The organism is Mycobacterium gallinarum, from assembly GCF_010726765.1.
Taxonomy (GTDB): domain Bacteria; phylum Actinomycetota; class Actinomycetes; order Mycobacteriales; family Mycobacteriaceae; genus Mycobacterium; species Mycobacterium gallinarum.
In genome coordinates this window covers 5,744,790-5,766,405 of record NZ_AP022601.1, presented here as the reverse complement: position 1 = coordinate 5,766,405, position 21,616 = coordinate 5,744,790, and the positions used below count along the sequence as shown (strand labels likewise).

Annotated in this window: 20 protein-coding genes; 13 read left to right on the top strand and 7 right to left on the bottom strand. The window is 65.3% G+C overall.

The features are described 5' to 3' along the window. Positions 1-97: 97 nt before the first annotated feature. Positions 98-721 (bottom strand): uracil phosphoribosyltransferase, encoded by a 624-nt coding sequence (upp, locus tag G6N42_RS28480; RefSeq protein ID WP_163735985.1) that lies wholly within the window; start codon positions 719-721, stop codon positions 98-100. A gap of 48 nt (positions 722-769) precedes the next feature. Between upp and G6N42_RS28475 the strand changes: the two genes are divergently transcribed. Then, positions 770-1,066, top strand: coding sequence for a hypothetical protein (locus G6N42_RS28475; RefSeq protein ID WP_163735983.1), 297 nt, complete (start codon positions 770-772; stop codon positions 1,064-1,066). Between the two features lie 2 nt (positions 1,067-1,068). Further along, on the top strand, positions 1,069-2,163 hold the full coding sequence (locus G6N42_RS28470) for a C40 family peptidase (RefSeq protein WP_163735979.1): 1,095 nt from the start codon (positions 1,069-1,071) through the stop codon (positions 2,161-2,163). A gap of 13 nt (positions 2,164-2,176) precedes the next feature. Here the strand turns inward: G6N42_RS28470 and G6N42_RS28465 are convergent, their stop codons facing one another. Then, positions 2,177-2,614, bottom strand: a complete 438-nt coding sequence (locus G6N42_RS28465) for a hypothetical protein (protein ID WP_232076402.1) — start codon at positions 2,612-2,614, stop codon at positions 2,177-2,179. On the opposite strand from G6N42_RS28465, the gene G6N42_RS28460 reads away from it, so the two are divergent. The 3 genes from G6N42_RS28460 (at position 2,613) to satS (ending at position 5,194) form a co-directional block, all read left to right on the top strand. Next, entirely contained in the window at positions 2,613-2,951 is a 339-nt protein-coding gene (locus G6N42_RS28460; RefSeq protein ID WP_232076401.1) for a hypothetical protein, read from the top strand. The genes G6N42_RS28465 and G6N42_RS28460 overlap by 2 nt on opposite strands. Before the next feature lie 33 nt (positions 2,952-2,984). After that, positions 2,985-3,827: an MlaE family ABC transporter permease gene (locus tag G6N42_RS28455; protein ID WP_163735971.1), complete on the top strand. Its 843-nt coding sequence runs from the start codon at positions 2,985-2,987 to the stop codon at positions 3,825-3,827. A gap of 110 nt (positions 3,828-3,937) precedes the next feature. Next, positions 3,938-5,194: a protein export chaperone SatS gene (gene satS, locus G6N42_RS28450; protein WP_163735968.1), complete on the top strand. Its 1,257-nt coding sequence runs from the start codon at positions 3,938-3,940 to the stop codon at positions 5,192-5,194. Positions 5,195-5,203: 9 nt separating this feature from the next. On the opposite strand, the gene G6N42_RS28445 is transcribed toward satS, so the two are convergent. The 3 genes from G6N42_RS28445 to G6N42_RS28435 are packed head-to-tail and all read right to left on the bottom strand — an operon-like array spanning position 5,204 to position 8,068. Beyond that, positions 5,204-6,289, bottom strand: coding sequence for an adenosine deaminase (locus G6N42_RS28445; protein WP_163735965.1), 1,086 nt, complete (start codon positions 6,287-6,289; stop codon positions 5,204-5,206). A 1-nt stretch (position 6,290) separates the two neighbouring features. Next, positions 6,291-7,607 (bottom strand): thymidine phosphorylase, encoded by a 1,317-nt coding sequence (locus tag G6N42_RS28440; RefSeq protein ID WP_163735961.1) that lies wholly within the window; start codon positions 7,605-7,607, stop codon positions 6,291-6,293. A 38-nt stretch (positions 7,608-7,645) separates the two neighbouring features. After that, a complete protein-coding gene (locus G6N42_RS28435; RefSeq protein ID WP_163735958.1) occupies positions 7,646-8,068 on the bottom strand; it encodes a cytidine deaminase in 423 nt (140 codons plus the stop codon). A gap of 243 nt (positions 8,069-8,311) precedes the next feature. On the opposite strand from G6N42_RS28435, the gene sdhC reads away from it, so the two are divergent. From sdhC to G6N42_RS28415, 4 genes are all read left to right on the top strand, one after another. Continuing rightward, positions 8,312-8,740, top strand: a complete 429-nt coding sequence (gene sdhC, locus G6N42_RS28430; protein ID WP_163735955.1) for a succinate dehydrogenase, cytochrome b556 subunit — start codon at positions 8,312-8,314, stop codon at positions 8,738-8,740. Positions 8,741-8,808: 68 nt separating this feature from the next. Then, positions 8,809-9,228: a succinate dehydrogenase hydrophobic membrane anchor subunit gene (locus G6N42_RS28425; protein WP_163690651.1), complete on the top strand. Its 420-nt coding sequence runs from the start codon at positions 8,809-8,811 to the stop codon at positions 9,226-9,228. Between the two features lie 22 nt (positions 9,229-9,250). After that, a complete protein-coding gene (gene sdhA, locus G6N42_RS28420; RefSeq protein ID WP_163735951.1) occupies positions 9,251-11,005 on the top strand; it encodes a succinate dehydrogenase flavoprotein subunit in 1,755 nt (584 codons plus the stop codon). Further along, the gene (locus tag G6N42_RS28415; protein ID WP_163735947.1) at positions 11,005-11,796 is read left to right on the top strand and encodes a succinate dehydrogenase iron-sulfur subunit; all 792 of its coding nucleotides are present in this window, start codon (positions 11,005-11,007) and stop codon (positions 11,794-11,796) included. The genes sdhA and G6N42_RS28415 overlap by 1 nt, the downstream gene beginning before the upstream one ends. Here the strand turns inward: G6N42_RS28415 and G6N42_RS28410 are convergent. Next, positions 11,768-12,886 (bottom strand): AI-2E family transporter, encoded by a 1,119-nt coding sequence (locus tag G6N42_RS28410; RefSeq protein ID WP_163735944.1) that lies wholly within the window; start codon positions 12,884-12,886, stop codon positions 11,768-11,770. The genes G6N42_RS28415 and G6N42_RS28410 overlap by 29 nt on opposite strands. Before the next feature lie 63 nt (positions 12,887-12,949). Here G6N42_RS28410 and G6N42_RS28405 point away from each other — a divergent pair, with 63 nt between their 5' ends. Beyond that, positions 12,950-13,558: a carboxymuconolactone decarboxylase family protein gene (locus tag G6N42_RS28405; protein ID WP_163735941.1), complete on the top strand. Its 609-nt coding sequence runs from the start codon at positions 12,950-12,952 to the stop codon at positions 13,556-13,558. On the opposite strand, the gene G6N42_RS28400 is transcribed toward G6N42_RS28405, so the two are convergent. Beyond that, positions 13,488-14,444, bottom strand: a complete 957-nt coding sequence (locus G6N42_RS28400; RefSeq protein ID WP_163735938.1) for a sigma-70 family RNA polymerase sigma factor — start codon at positions 14,442-14,444, stop codon at positions 13,488-13,490. The two genes, G6N42_RS28405 and G6N42_RS28400, sit on opposite strands and share 71 nt — an antisense overlap. Before the next feature lie 113 nt (positions 14,445-14,557). On the opposite strand from G6N42_RS28400, the gene G6N42_RS28395 reads away from it, so the two are divergent. The 3 genes from G6N42_RS28395 (at position 14,558) to G6N42_RS28385 (ending at position 21,452) form a co-directional block, all read left to right on the top strand. Continuing rightward, positions 14,558-16,066, top strand: coding sequence for an APC family permease (locus tag G6N42_RS28395; protein ID WP_163735936.1), 1,509 nt, complete (start codon positions 14,558-14,560; stop codon positions 16,064-16,066). Positions 16,067-16,074: 8 nt separating this feature from the next. After that, on the top strand, positions 16,075-16,938 hold the full coding sequence (locus tag G6N42_RS28390) for a universal stress protein (protein ID WP_163735933.1): 864 nt from the start codon (positions 16,075-16,077) through the stop codon (positions 16,936-16,938). Between the two features lie 164 nt (positions 16,939-17,102). Continuing rightward, positions 17,103-21,452 (top strand): Ig-like domain-containing protein, encoded by a 4,350-nt coding sequence (locus G6N42_RS28385; protein ID WP_232076400.1) that lies wholly within the window; start codon positions 17,103-17,105, stop codon positions 21,450-21,452. The last annotated feature ends 164 nt before the right edge of the window (positions 21,453-21,616 follow it).

The window sequence follows — 21,616 nt, the reverse complement described above, 5'->3', positions numbered from 1 at the left end:
CAAACGTGGGAAAGATTACGACTTTATAGCCAATTGTTTGTGACCGACGGTAAAGGCTTTCCGCTAACCCGCGGGGTCCGGCGCAGTTCGTGAGCGGCTACCGCGGCCCGAACTGTCGGTCCCCCGCGTCGCCGAGGCCGGGAACGATATAGGCGATGTCGTTGAGTCGTTCGTCGATCGTCGCGGTGAACAGACGCAGATCTGGGGCCACGCTTTCCAGCGCCGCGAGGCCCTCGGGTGCGACCACGACGCAGATCGCCGTCACGTCAACGACATTGCGAGCCTGTAGCAGTCCGATCGTGTGGGCCATCGACCCGCCGGTGGCCAGCATCGGGTCGAGCACGATGACGGGTTGGGTGCTCAGATCGTCGGGCAGCGACTCCAAATACGGCGTGGGCTGGTGTGTTGTCTCGTCGCGAGCGACGCCGACGAAGCCGACACGCGCCTCCGGGATCAACGCGTGTGCCTGGTCGACCATGCCGAGCCCGGCTCGCAACACGGGGACGAGCAGCGGCGGATTGGCCAGCCGGTGCCCGATGGTCTCCGCGAGCGGGGTGCGAACCGTGACGGTTTCGGCAGCGGAGTCACGGGTGGCCTCGTAGACCAACATGAGGGTGAGGTCACGCAGCGCCGCCCGGAATGCCGCGTTGTCGGTATTGGCGTCGCGCAGCGTGGTCAGCCTCGCCGCGGCGAGCGGATGGTCGATGACACGAACGTCCATGGGCGCACATTAGTGGAACCGATCAGTCCCGGAGTCCGTCATAAGCGCATGTTCGCCGATACCGATGCAATACGTGCGCTGGGATCCGCCAACTCGGCTCATGCCGACGACCTCGCCGACGTCGCCGCGACGCTGTCGTCACTGCCGATTGCGGCGTCCGGACGGTCTCTGGGACCCGTCGGCGCCGGTTTCCTGTCCGCCCTGACCGAGGCCGTGGCCGATGGATCCCGCGCGGCGGCCGCACTCAGCGAGCGACTGTGGGCGTCGAATGCCGCGGCGTACGCCGTTGCGTCCGCTTACGACTCGGCCGACAGCGCCGCGGGCATCCGCATCGCGGGCACCTAGCCGTGACCGGCGCTCTGGTCGCTGCGCTGACGGCACCACTGCGAGCGGTGCAGTCGATGGTCGGTCCGGGATGGTCCGGAGATACAGCTGCCGAGCCAGTGGCGGCGCTGGCCAGGGCGCGAGACGCGCTTTCCGGCATATCGGCGGCGACCGCGCGGTCGTGGCGTCAGACCGAATGGACCGGGGCGGGCGCCGACGGCGCAGCTGCCTTCATGGCGGTGACGCAGTCGGCCATCGACAGCCTGGCCGAACGTGCCGACCGGATGAATGCGGTGGCGAGCACCGTCGGGGCCGCCGTGACACGCGCGCATGAGCGGCTGCGCGACATCATCGAGGACTTCGAAACGCACGCCGCAGCTTTGGAGCCGTTCTTGGATTCACCCGAGGTCGTCGCGGCGCTGCGGGCCGAGGCGCAGCAGTCGCTCACCGACGCCCTCGCAGTCGTCGAGGAACTTCAGGCCGAGCTGGACGGGCACGCCTCGGCACTCGCTCGCCCGTCGGCTCCGCCACCGGCGTCAACGGCGCCGTCCGGGATCGGCTCGGCAATGCCGTCGATGGGCTCGGGGATGGGCTCGGGGATGGGCGGACTTGCACCGATGAGCCCTATGTCCGGTGGCGCCTCGGGTTCGGGTTTCGGTGATCTGGCTTCGCTGTTCAAGCCGGATCCGCCGGCATCGTTACCCGAAGCGGATGTCTTCGGCGACGGCGTCGCGATCCGGCTCCCCGATGGCAGTACCGCCACAGCGCCGAATGCGATGGCGGCCAGCGCGGTCCGGCATGCGCTGACACAGCTGGGAGTGCCTTACGACTGGGGCGGCACGACGCCGGGAGTCGGTTTGGACTGCAGCGGACTCACCCAGTGGGCGTATTCCGAAGCGGGACTGAGTCTTCCGCGACTGGCACAGGAGCAAGACGTCGGTGCGCCTGTCGAGGCAGGCAAGGTGCGGCCGGGCGACCTCGCCGTGTGGGATGGCCATGTCGCGATGATCGTCGGGAACGGGGTCATGATCGAGGCGGGCGATCCGGTCCAACTTTCGTCGGTTCGTACGACGAACGCCGGGCAAGGCTTTCAGGGGTTCTGGCGCCCGACTGGATGACAGCACGTCCAGTTCATCGAAAGGACATGATCGAGTGAATCGTGAGCTTTTGCGGCTGAGTTGGGTCTGAGGCGCCAACAGAAATTCCGCACCGTACTGCGCAAGGGATTCCCTCAACCAATCGCGCGTTCGTGACGCCCGTACGCGTTATCCGCCGCATGCGTAGCGCCGAGGCCTCTTTGACGGCCGCGTTGAACAATGACCGCACGCAATGTTCCTTGGCGCCTTCGAGCATGCGCACGAACATCTCATAGCCCTCGCTTTGATACTCGACGACAGGGTCGCGTTGGGCCAGCCGGCGCCGATCCGGGCAAGAAGCCGCAGCCTCCGATTTCACCGAAGTAGCCGAGTCCAGCGCACATACCTGGAGCCCAAAGACCCTTGTTGTGAAACTCCCTGGAAGCGGATTCTCGAGTGACCCACCGAAATCCGATCTCAGGAGCACGATCATGACAGAAGACGCCGGAACACCCTCGGCCACGAAGCCGGTCGACACCGCCGCGAGCACCGTCCAAACGGTGGTGGAGCGCGCCGCGGACTTGTCCGATGACGTGCTCAAGTCGGTCGAGGCCGGCCAGCGGGCCGCCATCGACGCGGTGCGCAAGTTCGTCGACACCGTCGACGAGGCGCTTCCCGCGAAGGACGACCACCCATCACGGCGAGAGACCGTGATCGACGCAGCCCTCGACATGGCCGACCGGCTCGTCACGACGCAGTACGAGTTCTTGCGCAGCGTGGTGCGCAGCGCGGACCGGACACTCCGCCCGCCCGACGAACCCGCCAAGTAACCCTTCCGGGCCCCTCCGCATGGCCGGCTGCCCGTGACGTCGCCCGACGCGCGGCGCTTGCGACGGGCTTTCAAATGGGCGCCGAAACTGGTCGGCGCTTTCGGCGAGCAGGCCTTGTTTTACGGCCAGTCACTGCACTCAATCCCCGTCGCTATCAGGCTCTATCGCCGGGAAACGGCCCGGCTGATCGCTGAGATGGCCCTCGGCACAGGCGCGCTGCTGGCCGTCGGGGGGACCGTCGGCGTGACCGCGTTGCTGACATTGGCGTCGGGCGGCGTCATCGCCGTGCAGGGCTACGCGTCACTCGGCGATATCGGTATCGAAGCGTTGACCGGCTTCCTTTCGGCGTTCATCAACATCCGGATCGTCGCGCCGGTGATCGCGGGTATCGCACTTGCGGCCACCATCGGCGCGGGGACCACGGCACAACTGGGTGCGATGCGCATTGCCGAAGAGATCGACGCACTAGAGGTGATGGCGGTGCGATCGTTGTCGTACCTGGTTGCGACGAGGATGATTGCGGGCATCATCGTGATCATCCCGATCTATTCGGTCGCCACGCTCGCGTCGTTTTTCTCCGCCCGCACCATCACCATCTATCTCAGTGGGCAGTCGAGAGGTCTCTACGACCATTACTTCAATACGTTCCTGATCCCGGTGGATCTGCTGTGGTCGTTCCTGCAGGCCATCGTCATGTCGATCGCGGTGATGCTGGTGCACACCTATTACGGCTACAACGCGGAGGGCGGGCCGGTCGGCGTGGGAGTCGCGACCGGCGACGCAGTCCGCACCTCGTTGATTGTCGTGGTCGTGATCACGTTGCTCATCTCTCTGTCGGTCTACGGCACATCCGGCAAATTCACCCTTTCCGGGTAGTGCGGCGACAGCGTCGTCGGCCGTGTCTGCGGCCGCAAGGGACGCGGTGCAGCACCACTGATGGCTGCTCGCCGACAGGACCGACGAACTCGGTGGCTATTCTGTGCGCCATGGCTGCTGACATCGTGCCCATCCGGCTTGGGCTGACCAAGGGCGACCTCTACACGCTGTGGGCGCCGCGGTGGCGCGACGAAGGCGACGAGTGGGAGGCGTTCCTCGGCAAGGACGAGGATCTCTATGCCTTTGAAACGGTGGCTGACCTGGTCGCGTTCGTCAGGACCAACAAGGACAACGACCTCGCCGACCATCCCGCCTGGGAGAAGCTCACCCAGGCCAATGCGCATCGGCTGAACCCCACCGAGGAGCGGGAATACGACGTCGTCGGTGTCCCGGAGCTGGCCGCAGAGAAGCCCAGCGACGAGACCGTGACGCAGTTGCACCGGTCGCTGGCCATCGCATCGTCCATCGGATCGGTGTGTGAGCTGCCCGCGATCAGCAAGTTCTTCAACGGCAACCCGGGGCTCAGCCAGCTCGGCGGCGGAGTCGACGCGTTCTCCGGCCGCACCGGCCGGAAGCGGTGGGCCGAGATCGAGTTGGCGATCGGTCGCAGCTGGGACAACGTCGTCGATGCCATCGACGAGCTCATCAGCACCCCCGATGTCGACGCCGCGGCTGCGAAGAAGGCTGCCGAGGAACTGGCCGAGGACGCTCCCGAACTCGAGGAGGAAGTTGTCGACGAGGACGACGAGGCCGGCGAGGACGACGTCGAGGAAACCGACGACCTCGAGGACCACGCCGGCGGCGCGGTGCTCGGCAGCGACGACGACTTCTGGGTCAAGGTCGGCATCGACCCGGTGCGGATCATGACCACCGGCGGTACGTACTACACCCTGCGGTGCTACCTCGACGATCAGCCGGTCTTCCTCGGTCGCAACGGCCGCATCAGCGTGTTCGGATCCGAGCGCGCATTGGCGCGGTATCTGGCCGACGAGCACGACCACGACATTTCGAACCTCGCCACATACGACGACATCCGGACGGCCGCCAACGACGGGTCACTGCGCGTGAACGTCGCCGACGAGAACGTGTACGTACTCACCGAGATCGTCGACTATCTCGCCGAGGGACCCGACGCGATCGACCGTGACCAGCTGGACCTGGCAATCGAATTGCTCAGGGACGTGGGCGACTACGCCGAGGACACCGTGGTCGAAGAGTCCCTGGATGCCGACCAGCCGCTAGGCAAGATCGTCTCGTACGTGCTGGATCCGGAGAATATCCGGAAACCGACACCCCCGTACGCCAAGGCGGTTGAACAGTGGGAGTCGCTGGAAGCCTTCCTCGAATCGCGCCTGCGCGCCGAATAAGGTTGCAGCTCAACCGATCAGGACCGCAAAACGTGGCTTGATCACGTCGTCGATGATGGATAGGCGCTCGTCGAACGAGATGAAGGCGGACTTCATCGCGTTGATCGTGAATCGCTGAAGGTCGCTCCACCCGTAACCGAACGCCTCGACGAGTCGCAGCATCTCCTGGCTCATCGTCGTGTCGCTGATCAGCCGGTTGTCGGTGTTGACGGTGACGCGGAACCGCAGCCGGGCGAGCAGATCGAACGGGTGCTCGCCGATGCTGCCGACCGCACCGGTCTGCACGTTGCTGCTGGGACACATCTCGAACGGAATCCTCTTGTCCCGCAACAACGACGCTAACCTGCCCAACTCCATCGTCCCGTCCGGCCGCTCGGTGATGTCGTCGACGATCCGCACCCCGTGACCGAGGCGGTCGGCGCCGCAGAACGCTATCGCCTCGTGGATGGACGGCAGTCCGAACGCCTCTCCAGCGTGAATCGTGAACCGGGCGTTGTTGCCCCGCATGTACTCGAACGCGTCGAGGTGTCGCGTCGGCGGATACCCGGCCTCGGCGCCCGCGATGTCGAAGCCCACGACGCCCTTATCACGGAACCGGATCGCCAACTCGGCGATCTCCAGCGACCGTGCCTGATGCCGCATCGCCGTGACCAGGCACCGCACCACAATCGAGCGGCCCTCGGCGCTGGCCGCTTTCTCACCATCGGCGAAACCGGCCAACACGGCATCGACGACCGCGTCCAAAGACAGGCCGGCGTCGATGTGAAGTTCAGGCGCGAAACGGATCTCGGCGTAGACCACGTTGTCGGCTGCAAGGTCCTCGACGCATTCGAAGGCCACCCGGTGCAGGGCCTCGGGTGTCTGCATCACCCCGACGGTGTGTGCGAAAGGCTCCAGATAGCGCACCAGCGATCCGCTGTGTGCCGCCGTACGGAAGAACGCGGCAAGTCCGTCGACGTCGGTAGCCGGCAGGTCGCTGTAGCCGTTCGCATCGGCGAGCTCGAGCACGGTGGCCGGTCGCAGCCCGCCGTCGAGGTGGTCGTGCAGCAGCGCCTTGGGCGCCTGCCGGATCGACTCCAACGTCAGTGCAGCCATGTCAACCTCCGTTCGTGATCCGATCGATGATCAGCGGGCGCACGGGCGGCGCATGGTCCCCCACGCGCCAGCCGCCGTCCAGTTCGGCCATCGCGGCCTCGAAACGCTCCGGTGTTTCGGTGTACAGCGTGAACAGCGGCTCACCGGGTGCCACAGGCTCGCCGGGACGGCGGTGGATACGCAGACCCGCACCGGACTGCACGCGCTCACCGGGCACAGAGCGACCCGCACCGAGCCGCCACACCGCAAGTCCAACCGCCATCGCATCGATGTTTTCCATGGTGCCACCGCGCGGCGCGGTGACGGTCTCGGTATAGGCGCCGATGGGCAACGTGTCCGGAGAGAGGGCGCCGAGATCGCCGCCCTGCGCGGCGACCAGCTTGCGGAACCGATCCATGGCGGTGCCGTCCCGCATCGTCTGAGCCGGATCGACACCGTCGATGCCTGCGGCGTCGAGCATTTCCGCGGCCAGCGCCAGCGTCAGCTCCACCACGTCTGACGGGCCTCCGCCGGCCAGCACCTCCAGGGACTCGGCGACCTCTATGGCGTTACCCACCGTGCGCCCCAGGGGCGTCGACATGTCGGTCAGCAGCACCCGGGTCACCAGCCCGGCTTCGGTGCCGAGATCGGCGAGCGTGTGGGCCAGTTCTCGGCACTCCTCCTCGGTGTCGAGAAACGCGCCCGAACCCACCTTGCAATCGAGCACCAGCGACGCGGTCCCTTCGGCGATCTTCTTGCTCATCACCGAGCTGGCGATCAACGGCAGTGACTCGGTGGTGCCCGTGACGTCGCGCAGCGCATAGATCTTTCGGTCCGCCGGCGCCAGCTCACCGGCGGCGAATATCGCGGCACCGATATCGCAAAGTTGTTGACGTATCTGGGCTTTCGGCAGCTCGGGGGTGAACCCGGGGATGGACTCCAGCTTGTCGAGGGTGCCGCCGGTATGGCCGAGCCCGCGCCCTGCCGCCTGTGGCACCGCGCCGCCGCACGCCATCACGACCGGCACGAGCGGGATGGTGATCTTGTCACCCACCCCGCCGGTGGAGTGCTTGTCCACCAACGCCAATGGCTTTCCATCGCGACGCAGATCTGTAAAGTCCATGCGCTCGCCGGAGGCCACCATCGCCGCCGTCCAGCGAGTGATCTCCGATCGCGTCATACCGCGGATGAAGATCGCCATCAACAGCGCCGACATCTGCGCATCGGCGACCCGGCCGTGGGTGTAGGCGTCGATCACCCAGTCGATCGCCGCGTCGGAGAGCGCGCCGCCGTCGCGCTTGGTCCTGATGATCGTCGGAGCATCAAACGGATGCGACATCCAGCCTCCGCGCATCGAATGTGAACTGCATCACCGGATTACGGTACTTCTTCCTGAGGCCCCTCACGCCGTGCCAGGTCCTGCGGCCCGAACGCGTCGGGGAGCAACTCGCCCAGCGGCCGTGGCCCCATGGGATGGTCGATCAGCATCTGAGGCCCGCCATGCTCGAGCAGCACCTGCCGGCACCGCCCGCATGGCATCAGCACCTCTCCCGCACGGTCCACGCACGACAGCGCGATGAGCCTTCCGCCCCCGCTGGAATGAAGGGCGCAGACCACTGAACACTCGGCACAGAGACCTAGGCCATATGAGACATTCTCCACATTGCAGCCGGACAGCATCCGGTGGTCGTCAACCAGCGCGGCAGCCCCGACGGAGAAGCCCGAATACGGCGCATACGCATGGATACTCGCCTCAGTTGCCTTGTGGCGCAGCATTTTCCAGTCGATTTCGGATGTCATGTCGCCCTTGCCTGGATCGATTCTGAATGCATTCCGAAGCTCCCGTCCGCGGTCGGCCAGTGACCAAGGTAACCCTAACTTTTCCCGTTTTACGTGCACCGACGGCTAAACGGTAGTTCGTTAGGGAGTAGAAGTGGGTTTAGAGTCGCCCCGAGGTTTGGGCAGCGGTTCGCAGCCACGGCCAGTGTCCGGCCGCCGTGGCGGCTCCGAGCCCAAGCGTCCACCGAAGGCGTTGGAGGCCAGATGAGTACTGCAACACCCGCGAGCACGGAGGTGCCTGCTCCGCGATCCGAACGGTCGCGCAGACGCACCCTCTATCGCGGTGACCCCGGGATGTGGTCCTGGGTGCTGCATCGCATCACCGGTGCCACCATCTTCTTCTTCCTGTTCGTCCACGTGCTCGACACCGCGCTCGTGCGGGTCAGCCCGCAGGCGTACAACGAGATCATCGAGACGTACAAGACACCGATCATCGGGCTGATGGAGATCGGGCTCGTGGTAGCGGTCCTCTACCACGCCCTGAACGGCATCCGGGTGATCCTCATCGACTTCTGGGCGAAGGGTCCCCGATATCAGAGGCAGATGCTGTGGGTCGTCATCGGTGTCTTTCTCGCCGTCTTCATTCCCGCCCTCGGCATGATCGGGATGCACATGGTGGAGCGGTTCCTGTGAGCACGCCAGAGGGGACGCCGGGAGGAGTTTGGACGCCGCATCACAAGGAGGGCCGTATCGCCCCGGTGATGGAGAAGGAGTACGACCGCCCGGCCAGCCTGGATCATCCTCGGGCGCCGCGGCGTCCGCGTGGCATCCCCTACTTCGAGAAGTACGCGTGGCTGTTCATGCGATTTTCTGGTGTCGCCCTTGTGTTTCTCGCGCTCGGCCACCTCTTCATCATGTTGATCTGGGACGGCGGCGTGTACCGCATCGACTTCAACTTCGTCGCGCAGCGGTGGGCCTCACCGTTCTGGCAGATCTGGGACATGGCCCTGCTGTGGCTGGCGATGATCCACGGCGCCAACGGCATGCGCACGATCATCGGCGACTACGCCCGCAAGAACACCACGAAGTTCTATTTGAACTCGCTGCTGTTGCTGGCGACCGGCTTCACCCTGGTGTTGGGCAGCTACGTGCTCGTCACCTTCGACGCGAGCATCGCATGACCTTCTACGGGAAGCTCACCTCATGATTCAAGAACATCGCTACGACGTGGTGATCGTCGGCGCAGGGGGCGCGGGTATGCGCGCCGCCGTCGAGGCCGGCCCACGGGCCCGTACCGCCGTGCTGACCAAGCTGTACCCGACGCGCAGCCACACCGGCGCCGCGCAGGGCGGCATGTGCGCTGCACTGGCCAACGTCGAAGAGGACAACTGGGAATGGCACACCTTCGACACCGTCAAGGGCGGCGACTACCTGGCCGACCAGGACGCCGTCGAGATCATGTGCAAGGAAGCCATCGACGCGGTGCTCGACCTCGAGAAGATGGGCATGCCGTTCAACCGCACCCCCGAGGGGCGCATCGATCAGCGCCGGTTCGGCGGGCACACCCGCGACCACGGCAAGGCGCCGGTGCGCCGGGCGTGCTACGCCGCCGACCGCACCGGCCACATGATCCTGCAGACGCTGTACCAAAACTGCGTCAAGCACGACGTCGAGTTCTTCAACGAGTACTACGCACTCGACATCGCGATCACCGAGACGCACTCTGGCCCCGTCGCCACCGGTGTCATCGCCTATGAGCTGGCCACCGGCGACATCCACGTCTTCCACGCCAAGGCGATCGTCTTCGCGACCGGTGGCTCGGGCCGCATGTACAAGACGACCTCGAACGCGCACACACTGACTGGAGACGGCCTGGGTATCGTGTTCCGTAAGGGACTTCCCTTGGAGGACATGGAGTTTCATCAATTCCACCCGACAGGTCTGGCCGGCCTCGGCATCCTAATCTCCGAGGCTGTGCGCGGTGAGGGCGGTCGGTTGCTCAACGGTGACGGCGAGCGCTTCATGGAGCGCTACGCGCCGACGATCGTCGACCTGGCGCCGCGCGACATCGTCGCCCGCTCGATGGTGCTCGAGGTGCTCGAAGGCCGCGGCGCCGGTCCCAACAAGGACTACGTGTACATCGACGTCCGGCACCTGGGCGCGGATGTGCTCGAGGCCAAGCTGCCCGACATCACCGAGTTCGCCCGCACCTACCTGGGCGTCGACCCCGTCACCGAACTGGTGCCGGTCTACCCGACGTGCCACTACGTCATGGGCGGTATCCCGACGACGATCAGCGGTCAGGTGCTGCGCGACAACACCACTCCCCTGCCGGGCCTGTACGCCGCCGGCGAGTGCGCATGCGTCTCGGTGCACGGCGCCAACCGACTGGGCACCAACTCGCTGCTGGACATCAACGTATTCGGCAGGCGCGCGGGGATCGCGGCGGCCAACTACGCGCTCGGTCACGACTTCGTCGACCTGCCCACGGACCCGGCGGGCATGGTCGTCAGCTGGGTCGGCGACATCCTGTCCGAGCGCGGCAACGAGCGCGTCGCCGACATCCGCGGCGCGCTGCAACAGTCGATGGACAACAACGCCGCGGTGTTCCGCACCGAAGAGACACTCAAGCAGGCGCTCACCGACATCCATGCGCTCAAGGAGCGCTATTCCCGAATCACCGTGCAGGACAAGGGAAAGCGTTACAACAGCGACCTGCTCGAAGCTATCGAGCTGGGCTTCCTTCTGGAGTTGGCCGAAGTCACCGTCGTCGGTGCGCTCAACCGCAAGGAATCCCGCGGCGGCCACGCCCGCGAGGACTACCCCAACCGTGACGACACCAACTACATGCGCCACACCATGGCGTACAAGGAAGGCACGGATCTGTTGAGCGACGTCCGGCTGGACTACAAGCCGGTGGTGCAGACCCGCTACGAGCCGATGGAACGGAAGTACTGATGACTATCGCTCCCGAAGTCTCGACGAAGGACTCAGAGCTGCCACCCGTGCCAGAGGGCGCGGTGATGGTGACGCTGAAGATCGCCCGGTTCAATCCTGAGGATCCCGACGCCCACGCCGATTCGGGGGGCTGGCAGAGCTATCGCGTGCCGTGCCTGCCATCGGACCGGCTGCTCAACCTGTTGCACTACGTGAAGTGGTATCTGGACGGCACTCTGACGTTCCGGCGCTCGTGCGCACACGGGGTGTGCGGCTCAGATGCGATGCGTATCAACGGCGTCAACCGCTTGGCGTGCAAGGTCCTGATGCGCGACATGCTTCCGAAGAAGGCGAGCAAGCAGCTCACCATCACCATCGAACCGATCCGCGGCCTGCCGGTGGAGAAGGACCTCGTGGTGAACATGGAGCCGTTCTTCGACGCCTACCGTGCGATCAAGCCGTACCTGATGACGTCCGGCAACGAGCCGACCCGCGAACGCATCCAGAGCCAGACCGACCGTCACCGCTACGACGACACCACCAAGTGCATCCTGTGTGCGTGCTGCACCACCAGCTGCCCGGTGTACTGGAGCGAGGGTAGCTATTTCGGGCCCGCCGCGATCGTCAACGCGCACCGGTTCATCTTCGACAGCCGTGACGAGGGCGCCGCCGAACGGCTCGACATCCTCAACGAGGTCGACGGGGTGTGGCGCTGCCGCACCACGTTCAACTGCACCGAGTCGTGCCCCCGTGGCATCCAGGTCACGCAGGCCATCCAGGAGGTCAAGCGGGCGCTGATGTTCGCGCGCTGACGCTTTCGCCTGTGCGCTCATCGACCTGTTCGCCGTAATAGCGGACCACCACCGCCGCTGCCGCAACGACCGGCACAGCCAGAAAAGCGCCGACGACACCGAAGGTGGACGCGCCAAGCGTCACCGCGAGCAAGACGATCACCGCGTGCAGCTGCATCGATTTCGATTGCAGCCACGGCTGCAACACGTTGCCCTCGAGCTGCTGCACCGCGACGATGATGGCCAGCACGATCAACGCGTCCACCGGCCCGTTGGAGACCAGCGCAATGAGCACAGCCAGACCACCGGCAACGAACGCCCCCACGATCGGGACGAACCCGGCGACGAATGTGATGATCGCCAGCGCATATGCCAGCGGCACTCCCATGATCACGAGGCCGACCCCAATGAGCACTGCGTCAATGAGGCTGACCAGAGCCTGAGTCCGGATGAAACCTCCCAGGGTCGACCAGACGCGTTCGAGTATCTCCGCAGCGTGCGGCGCAGCAGGACGACCCACGACTCCGCGCAGCCATGGTATGAACCGTGGGCCGTCCTTGAGGAGGAAGAACGCCACGACGATCGTGGTGAACAGGGTGACCAACGCCGACGTCGCTGCGCCCACCCCGGTGAACACGCCCGACGCGATCTGGGCGCTGCTCGAATTCAGTTGTTCGTTTATCGCGGTAACCGCTGAATCGAGTTGCGCCTCACTGATGTTCAGTGGGGGACCGCCCAGCCAGTCGCGCACCTGCACGACTCCGGCGGTCGCTTGTTCGGCCAACTCCGCGGATTGCTCGACGATTGCCGGCGCCACCGCCGCCACCACACCGGCGAGCACCGCCACCGCGACCAGGAGGACCGAGATGACCGCGACGGCGGGGGGCAGACGCTTGCCGAGGAGCCAGCGCACGGGCGGCCACAGCACGGTACACACGATCAACGCCAGGAAGACGGGCAGGATGATCACCCACGTCTTTCCCACCACCCACGCCAACACCCACAGCGCGGCGGCAACAGCGATGAATTGAACGGCAGCTACCGCAGCCGACCGAAGATGGGCGCTGTAGATCGTTCCGCGGACGGGAAGCGTTGTCGATTCGTCATTCACCGGACTTAGGTACCCGCGCGCTGACGGCTGTCACACTTCTGCGGGCCGCCTCGTCTAAGGGTTATGACTCAGACATCTCGCATCGAACCCGTATCCCCGAAGCACGCATCGCTGATGACCAAGGTCTTCTACCGGGTCGCCAAGCGCAAGTTCGGTGAGGTACCCGAACCCTTCGCCGTGGCGGCGCATCATCCACGGTTGATGCTGGCCAACGTGGTGCACGAGGGCATGCTGGGATCGGCGTCGAAGAAGCTGCCCAAGAACGTGCTCGAGCTGGCGGTGTTCTGGACCGCGCGCACCGTCGGTTGCTCGTGGTGTGTCGACTTCGGTTCGATGCTGCAGCGCCTCGACGGCCTGGACGTCGACCGACTCAAGCACATCGACGACTACGCCACGTCCCCGCTCTTCAACGACGACGAGCGCGCGGCCGTCGCCTACGCCGACGCCATGACCACCGACCCGCACACCATCACCGACGAGCAGGTCGCCGATCTGGTGCGCCGCTTCGGCAACGACGGCGTGATCGAGCTGAGCTACCAGATCGGTGTGGAGAACATGCGCGCGCGGATGTACTCGGCGCTGGGCATCACCGAGCAGGGCTTCAACTCCGGCGATGCGTGCCGGGTTCCGTGGGCGACCGAGGACGCCGGCGGCGCAGCGGCGAGCCGGTGAACTTGTCCGGATTGGCGATATCCCAGATGGCGCAAACCTTTCCGTCGCGCACTGTCATCGCCGTCACCCGCGGCATGACCTCCGGATAGCCGTCGTTCGCGGGCGAGCCGGCGAGGTACGTGCCCAGCTGGCCGTTGATGTTCGCCATCTGGCTCGACGACAGGAAACCCGGCCCGTAACGTGCGGCCAGCCCGAACAGGAAACGGGCCACCTTGTCCGGACCGTGGATGACGCGCGCGGCCGTCGGCGCCTTGCGGTTCGAGTCACCGGTGAACGTCACATCCGGATGTAGCAGGGCCACAACGGCTTTCATGTCACCGGCGGCGAGCGCGAGCATCAGCGCACCGGCGACCTCGGCGTGCACATCGTCGGAGACCGCGGGCGGTGCTGCCGCCACCGCGCGTCGCGCTCGCGATGCCAGCTGGCGTGCGGCCGCGTCGGAAACACCAAGCACCGAGGCGATCTCGCCGAACGGCACGGCGAACCCGTCGTGCAGCACGAACGCCACCCGCTGATCGGGGTTCAGCCGCTCCAGCACCACCATCGCGGCGAACCGGGCGTCCTCACCGGCTACCACGGCGGCCAGCGGATCGTTGCCGTCCAGCGCGGTCACGACGGGCTCGGGCAGCCATTCGCCGTAATACATCTCGCGGCGATGGGCGGCCGAACGCAGCCGGTCGAGCGCCAGCCGGCTGACGACCGTCGTCAACCACGCCCGCAGATCGGTGATCGCATCGGAGTCGGCACGATCCCATCGCAGCCACGCATCCTGGACGAGGTCTTCTGCGTCAGCGATCGTCCCGGTCAGCCGGTACGCTACCGACAGCAGGTGTGGCCGCAATTCCTCGAATTCATCGATGCGCGTCGTTCCCGAAAGCCGGGTCATGGCCCCAGTCTAGAACCGCTGAGTTGTGCACTGATTCCGTAGCCAAATCGCGTTTGTTCCTCGATTCCCGGTTAGGACCCGCGCAAAAACCGCGCAAACCGTATATTCCGCACATGGCAATCAAGGAACCCGACGCCCCCGCTGTCGGTGACAAGGGGCTGCAGGCAGGCGCCCTAGGTCTTGTCGGCAACATCGTCATCGGTCTCGCCGCGGTGGCTCCCGCTTACAGCCTGGCCGCCACCCTCGGCTACGTCGTCCTCGCGGTCGGCGACAAGGCACCGTCGATGTTCGTGCTCGCGTTCATCCCGATGCTCCTCGTCGCATTCGCCTACAAGGAACTGTCCCAGGACACCCCGGACTGCGGCACCACCTTCACCTGGGGCACCAAGGCGTTCGGGCCGTGGATCGGATGGATCGGCGGATGGGGCCTGGCCGTGTCGGCGATCATCGTGCTGGCCAACGTGGCCGAGATTGCGGCGATCTACCTGTTCAAGTTCCTCGGCCTCGACGACCTCGCCGAGAACATCCTGGCCAAGGTGCTGCTCGGCGCCTTCTTCATCATCGCAATGACCCTGATCAGTGCGCGAGGGATCGTGGTGTCCGAGCGGTTCCAGAACGTGTTGATCGCCATCCAGTTCGGCGTGCTGGTCATCGTCAGCATCATCGCGCTCATCCGCGTGTTCTCCGGAACCGCCGGAGCCCAGGCGATCACGCCCCAACTGTCCTGGCTCTGGCCGAGCGGTCTGGACATGTCCTCGATCGCCGCCGCGATCATCCTGTGCATCTTCATCTATTGGGGGTGGGACGCCTGTCTGGCGGTCGGTGAGGAAACCAAGGACCCCGGCCGTACGCCCGGCATCGCCGCCGTGATCACCACGCTGATCCTCGTGTGCACCTACGTCCTCGTCGCCTATGCGGTGCAGTCGTTCTCCGGGTTCAGCGAAGTGGGCATCGGCCTGAACAACCCGATGAACACCGACGATGTGCTGACCGTGCTCGGTAAGCCGGTCGCAGGAACCATCGCGGCCTCCCTGCTGCTGCTCACCGTCTCCGTCTCAGCGCTGTCGTCGACGCAGACGACCATCCTGCCCACTGCCCGCGGCACGTTGTCAATGGCGGTGTACGAGGCCATCCCCAAACGGTTCTCGAACGTGCATCCGCGCTACATGACCCCGGCCTTCGGCACCATCGTGATGGGGCTGGCGGCTCTGTTCTTCTACCTCTTGCTGACCTTCTTGTCGGAGAACGCACTCGCCGACTCGGTCGCTTCGCTTGGGCTCGCGGTCGCGTTCTACTACGGCATCACCGCGTTCGCGTGCGTCTGGTACTTCCGCAGGACGTTGTTCACCTCGGTACGAAACCTGTTCTTCCGGGGCGTCTTCCCGCTGATCGGCGGCCTCGCAATGGCGGCCGCGTTCGGCATCAGCGCCAAGGACATGATCGCCCCGGACTACGGCTACACCGCGTTCGGCCCGATCGGCGGCGTCTTCGTGCTCGGCGTCGGCATGCTCGTGCTCGGCATTCCGCTGATGTTGGCGTGCTTCGCATTCGGGACCAAGCGGTTCTTCCGCGGCGAGACTCTCAACGCGAACACCGAAGTCAAGGTCCCAGACGTCTTCTAGGAGAAGCAATGCATCTGACAGTCGGCTATCTGGCAACCCCGACCGGGGACGACGGCGTCGCGCTCGCGAGCGCTCTCGCCAGCACCTTTGACGCGCAGGTCGACGTCGTCCTCGTTGTGCGGCAAGAACTTCCCGACGGCCACCCCGGTCGCGTCGAGTACCAACAGCTGCTCGTCGAACGGGGAGAGGACTGGATCTCCCGGGCCATCGACCGGCTCACCGCCAACGGTGTCAGCGCATCGTCCACCGTGATGGTCGGTGAGTCGTTCGCCGAATCGCTCGTCGGCTTTGCCGAACAGAAGGATTCGGATCTGATCGTGGTCGGCGGTGCGCGCGACGGATTCTTCGGCGGCCACACCATCGGACCGGTGACCGGTTCCCTGCTGCACTCTTCGCCGATTCCGGTGGCGCTGGCTCCCCGCGGTTATGCCGACGATCCCGACGACGCCTTTGCTGCGGTGACGGCCGCCGTTCCGACCCGTCCGGGCGACGACAACCCGCTGCCGTTCGCGATCACCCTCGCCAGCGCGGGCAACATGGCCATTCGGATGCTGTCACTCGTATCCTCCGAGAATCTCTCCGAGGCCGCCAACGCACGAGAGGTACGCCAGCTCCAAAAGGCCGCCGCCGAAGAAAATCTCGCTGTCGCGGCGCGCGCACTTCCGGACGCACCCGAGATCGAATCGCGTGTCGCCGAAGGTATGACGCTGGAGTCCGCGCTGAAGAAGCTCCGGTGGAATGACGGTGATCTGCTTGTCGTCGGGTCCAGCAGGTTCGCGGCGCCGCGGCGGATCTTCCTAGGGTCGACTGCTGCGCGCATCCTGGCCGGCGTTGATGTCCCAGTGATCGTCGTCCCGAAGTCGGACGGCTAGCTGCCGGAGCCGCAGAGTAAGTAGTGGTCTGCTTTACGTCACAGAAAATTAATAGCGCGTTCAGCGTAAAGTTTGCTACTTCGTACGCCAGAATGGATTCATCATGCAGCGGGCCGCGAGGCGTCCGCACTGACGGACGGATTGCGATGGGGTATGCCCAGCATGTGGGTCGGGTTGGCGCGTTGGCGGTGGCACTTGGAGTCGGTGTCGCGGTGGTCACCGGCTACGGCGCCGCGGTGGCTTGCGCGGACGAGACCGGTACAACCGAGACCCCACCCGGTGTTACTCCAGATCCGCCATCACTGACGTCCGAGAACGACGAAGTGAGTCCTGCAACCGACTCCAACGATCCCGCCCCCGATCCGACCGAGGACGGCGCAGCGCACCCGGGTATGCAGGTGGGCAACTCCGGCGGCCAACACACCTCGATCAACGACCAGGGCCAATACACCGACACCAACGCCGACGACGGCACCGACAACGAGGCGAGGTTGGCGGACCCGCCATCCACGACGACGCCCGAACCGCCGGCACCTGAGATGCCGCCGGCAGCCGAGATCCCGCCCTCGCCGCCGGACCAAAGCCTGGATCAAAGCCTGCAGGATCAAGCACAAGACCACTCGGTCGCAACGACCGAAACGAGCCTGCAAGCTGTCGACCCCTCGGCCGGCGATCCCGACCTGGGCGACGTAAACGGCTCAACCGGCGATGGCGAGCTCACACAGATCGGTGTGTTCTCGGCCCTGGGCGCTCAAGACATCGGAGCACCGGGTAATGGGCGGATGATGGCAACCTTTGCCGGCAGCGAGATGCCTGGCCTCGTCACCACGACGGCATTGCCCGCGCCATTGGTGCCGCAGCCCTCCGGCCCGGTAGATGCAGTTTTGGGGCTGCCCGGCGTCGTGGCCAGTATCGCCACAACGGTCGTGGGCTTGATGGTGGCGCCGTTTTTGGCGCCCGGACCGGTCGCCCCGGCTCAGCCGCCGCTGCTGTTTGCGATGCTGGAGTTCGTCCGGCGGCAGATCCAACGCACCTTCTTCAACAGCACCCCCAAAGCTGGCGTCGATGACGTGACGACGTCTGAGGACGTCGCCACGACCATTCCGGTGCTCACCAATGACACCGATTCCGACGGGGATACCGTGACCGTGACCGCCTTGAGCCAGCCGCGCCACGGCATCACCGTCCTCAACTCCGACGGCACCATCACCTACACTCCGGATGCCGACTTCTCCGGCACTGACAGCTTCACCTATCGCATCTCCGATGCAGCGAGCCCGTGGCATATCCACGGCCTCGCAGGCTTTTTCGGCGGTGGCGGGCACACCGAGACAGTCACCGTGAACGTCGCCGTCACCGGAGTCAACGACCCGCCGCTGGCCGAACCCGACACCTACACCACCGTGGAAGACGTCGCGGTGATCGTTGATGCCCTGACCAACGACAGCGACCCCGAAGGCGATCCACTGGATCGCAAGCTCACCTCCGCTCCACGAAACGGCACCCTCGCCGAGATCAACCAAGGACCCAACGCCGGCGCATGGACCTACACCCCCAACCGCGACTTCCACGGCACCGACACCTTCACCTACCAGGCATTCGACGGATCCGAATTCAGCGACCCCGTGACCGTCACCATCACGGTGACCCCCGCCAACGACCCGCCCACCGCCGTCGGTAACACCGCCACGGTGGCCGAGGATTCCATCGCGAATCCGATCGACGTGCTGCCCGACGACTCCGACCCCGACGGCGACGCCCTGACCGTCACAACCGTCACCCAGGGTGCCAACGGGTCAGCGCATCTGGTCGACGGCTCAGTGACCTACACACCCAACGCGAACTTCCATGGCACCGATTCCTTCACCTACACCATCAGCGATGGCAACGGCGGAACCGCCACGGCCACCGTGAGCGTCACCGTCACCGGAGTCAACGACCCACCCAACGCAATCGGTGACACCGCCACCGTGACCGAGGATTCCGGCGCCAACACCATCGAAGTGCTCGCCGGCGACACCGACATCGACGGCGACACCCTGACCGTCATAGCCGTCACCCAGGGTGCCAACGGGTCAGTGCATCTGGTCGACGGCTCAGTCACCTACACACCCAACGCGAACTTCAGCGGCAGCGACTCGTTCACCTACACCATCAGCGACGGCAACGGCGGAACCGCCACCGCAACCGCAGCGGTCACCGTCACCGATGAGAACGACGACCCGACGGTGGCCAACCCGATTCCGGACCAGAACGCCACGGAGGGAGGAGCTTTCACCTACCAAATCCCGTCCAACGCCTTCGCCGACATCGATGGCGACGCGCTGACCTACACCACGGGCACCCTTCCCAACTGGTTGAGCTTCGACCCCGCTACCCGTACCTTCACCGGCACCCCGGCCCGTGCCGACGTCGGCACGGCAACGATCACGGTGACCGCCACCGACGCCGCGGGACAACGCGTCACCGACACGTTCGTCCTCACCGTCGTCGTCAGTCCGATCACCGCGAACGACGACGCCTACACGGTGGACGAGGGTACCTACACCGACCTCACCCCCGCATTGACGGCCAACGACACCACAACGTTGGGCAGCGCACTGGGCGCCGTGAAGGTCGTGACCGAGCCCACCAACGGTTTGCTGTTCGAGACCAACGGAGTGCTGAGCTATCGACCCAGGAACAACTTCACCGGAACCGACACCTTCACCTACACCGTCGCCGACAGCGCCAATCCCGACATCGTCTCCAACGTAGCCACGGTCACCGTCACCGTCGTCGGCCCGATCACCGCGAACGACGACGCCTACACGGTGGACGAGGGTACCTACACCGACCTCACCCCCGCACTCACGGCCAACGACACCAACAGATTCGGGAGTCCGTTGGGCACGATCACGATCGTCACCGAGCCCGCCAACGGCCTCGTGTTCCAGAGCGACGGTGTACTGACCTACCGACCTCGGAACGGCTTCACCGGAACCGACACCTTCACCTACACCGTCGCCGACAGGTTCAATCCGGACATCGTCTCCAACGTGGCCACAGTGACCGTCACCGTAGTCCCGTACAACCCCCTGAAGGCAGCCGACGACGCCTACACGATCCTGGGCAGGCCGACTGTGCTCACCCCGGCGATCACCGCCAACGACACCACCGACCTGGGCAGACCGCTAGGCGCTGTCACCGTCGTCAGTGGTCCCGCCCACGGCACCCTGAGCACGACGGGCGATGGGCTGACCTACACGCCCAATTCCGGCTACGTCGGCTCCGACAGCTTCACCTACACCGTGTCCGACAGCGTCGACCCCACGCAGAAGTCCGTTCCCGCCACCGTTGTCCTCAACGTCATCGCCTACAACCCCATCCTTGCGAACGCCGATGCCTACTCGATCCCGTTCGAAACACCCACTGTGCTGACGCCGGGCATCACCGCGAACGACACCACCGACCTGGGTCACCCGCTGGGCGCCGTCACGGTCGTCAAAGGGCCCGCCCACGGCACCCTCAGCGCGACGGGCGGCGCGCTGACCTACACACCTGACACCGGTTACGTCGGCTCCGACAGCTTCACCTACACCGTGGCCGACAGCGTCGACCCCACGCAGAAGTCCGTTCCCGCTACGGTTCAGCTCACGGTTCATCCGTACAGCCCGATCGTCGCACGCAACGACGTCTACACGGTGCTGTCCGGTACCTTCACCCCAATGCGGCCCGCGATCACCGCAAACGACACCACCACGGCTAACGGCCTCGGTCGGATCACGATCCTCACCGAGCCCACCCACGGGTACCTCACCGAGGAGAACGGCGAACTGACGTACCGGGCGGGCAACGGCTACACCGGGACCGACTCGTTCACCTACATCGTGGCCGATAGTGGTTATCCGGACATCGTCTCGAATCCGGCGACGGTCACGCTCACCATCGTCGACTCGCTGCCGGTCCGGGCCCGCGATGACCGCATCACGGTCTTCACCAACGAACCGATCGCGCTCACCGAGGAGATGGTCTCGAACGACCGAACCGAAGCGGACGGACCGGTGGGGGCAATCACCGTTCTCACCCAACCGGCCCATGGCACTCTCACCGAGATCAACGGCATCCTGACCTACACGCCCGACGCGGAGTTTCGCGGCGAGGACAGCTTCCTCTACACCGCGGCCGACAGTGTCGATCCCACCGTCGTATCCCTTCCCGCCCGTGTCACCCTGATCGTCACCGATCCGATCAGGTCTCAGAACGACTTCTACTGGGTACCTGCGGGCGTCTCCACCGAGCTTGATCCACCGCTCACCGCCAACGACGTGACCTATACCGGCAACCCGCTTGGCGCGCCGGTGATCTTCGGCCAACCGCTCGGAGGCGCCGTCACGGTTGTCGGCAACCGATGGACCTTCACCCCCAAGGCCGGCTTCACCGGGCTCACCACCTTCGGGTACCGGGTCACCGACAGCGTGAACCCTGCGTGGAGCGACACCGCAACAGTTTTCATCACCGTGACCGCCGATTAGACCCGAGTGTTGCCGGTCGGATCAGGGTTCCGACGCTGTCACCTTGCTCGCACGACAGCAGGTTCAGCAGCAGCCGGCTGCACAGCCGACGAAAAAACCGGCACCCGTCGTCGCGCTAATCGCACACCTCCGTCGCAGGGCGGACGGCGAGTATCGTCTCTACG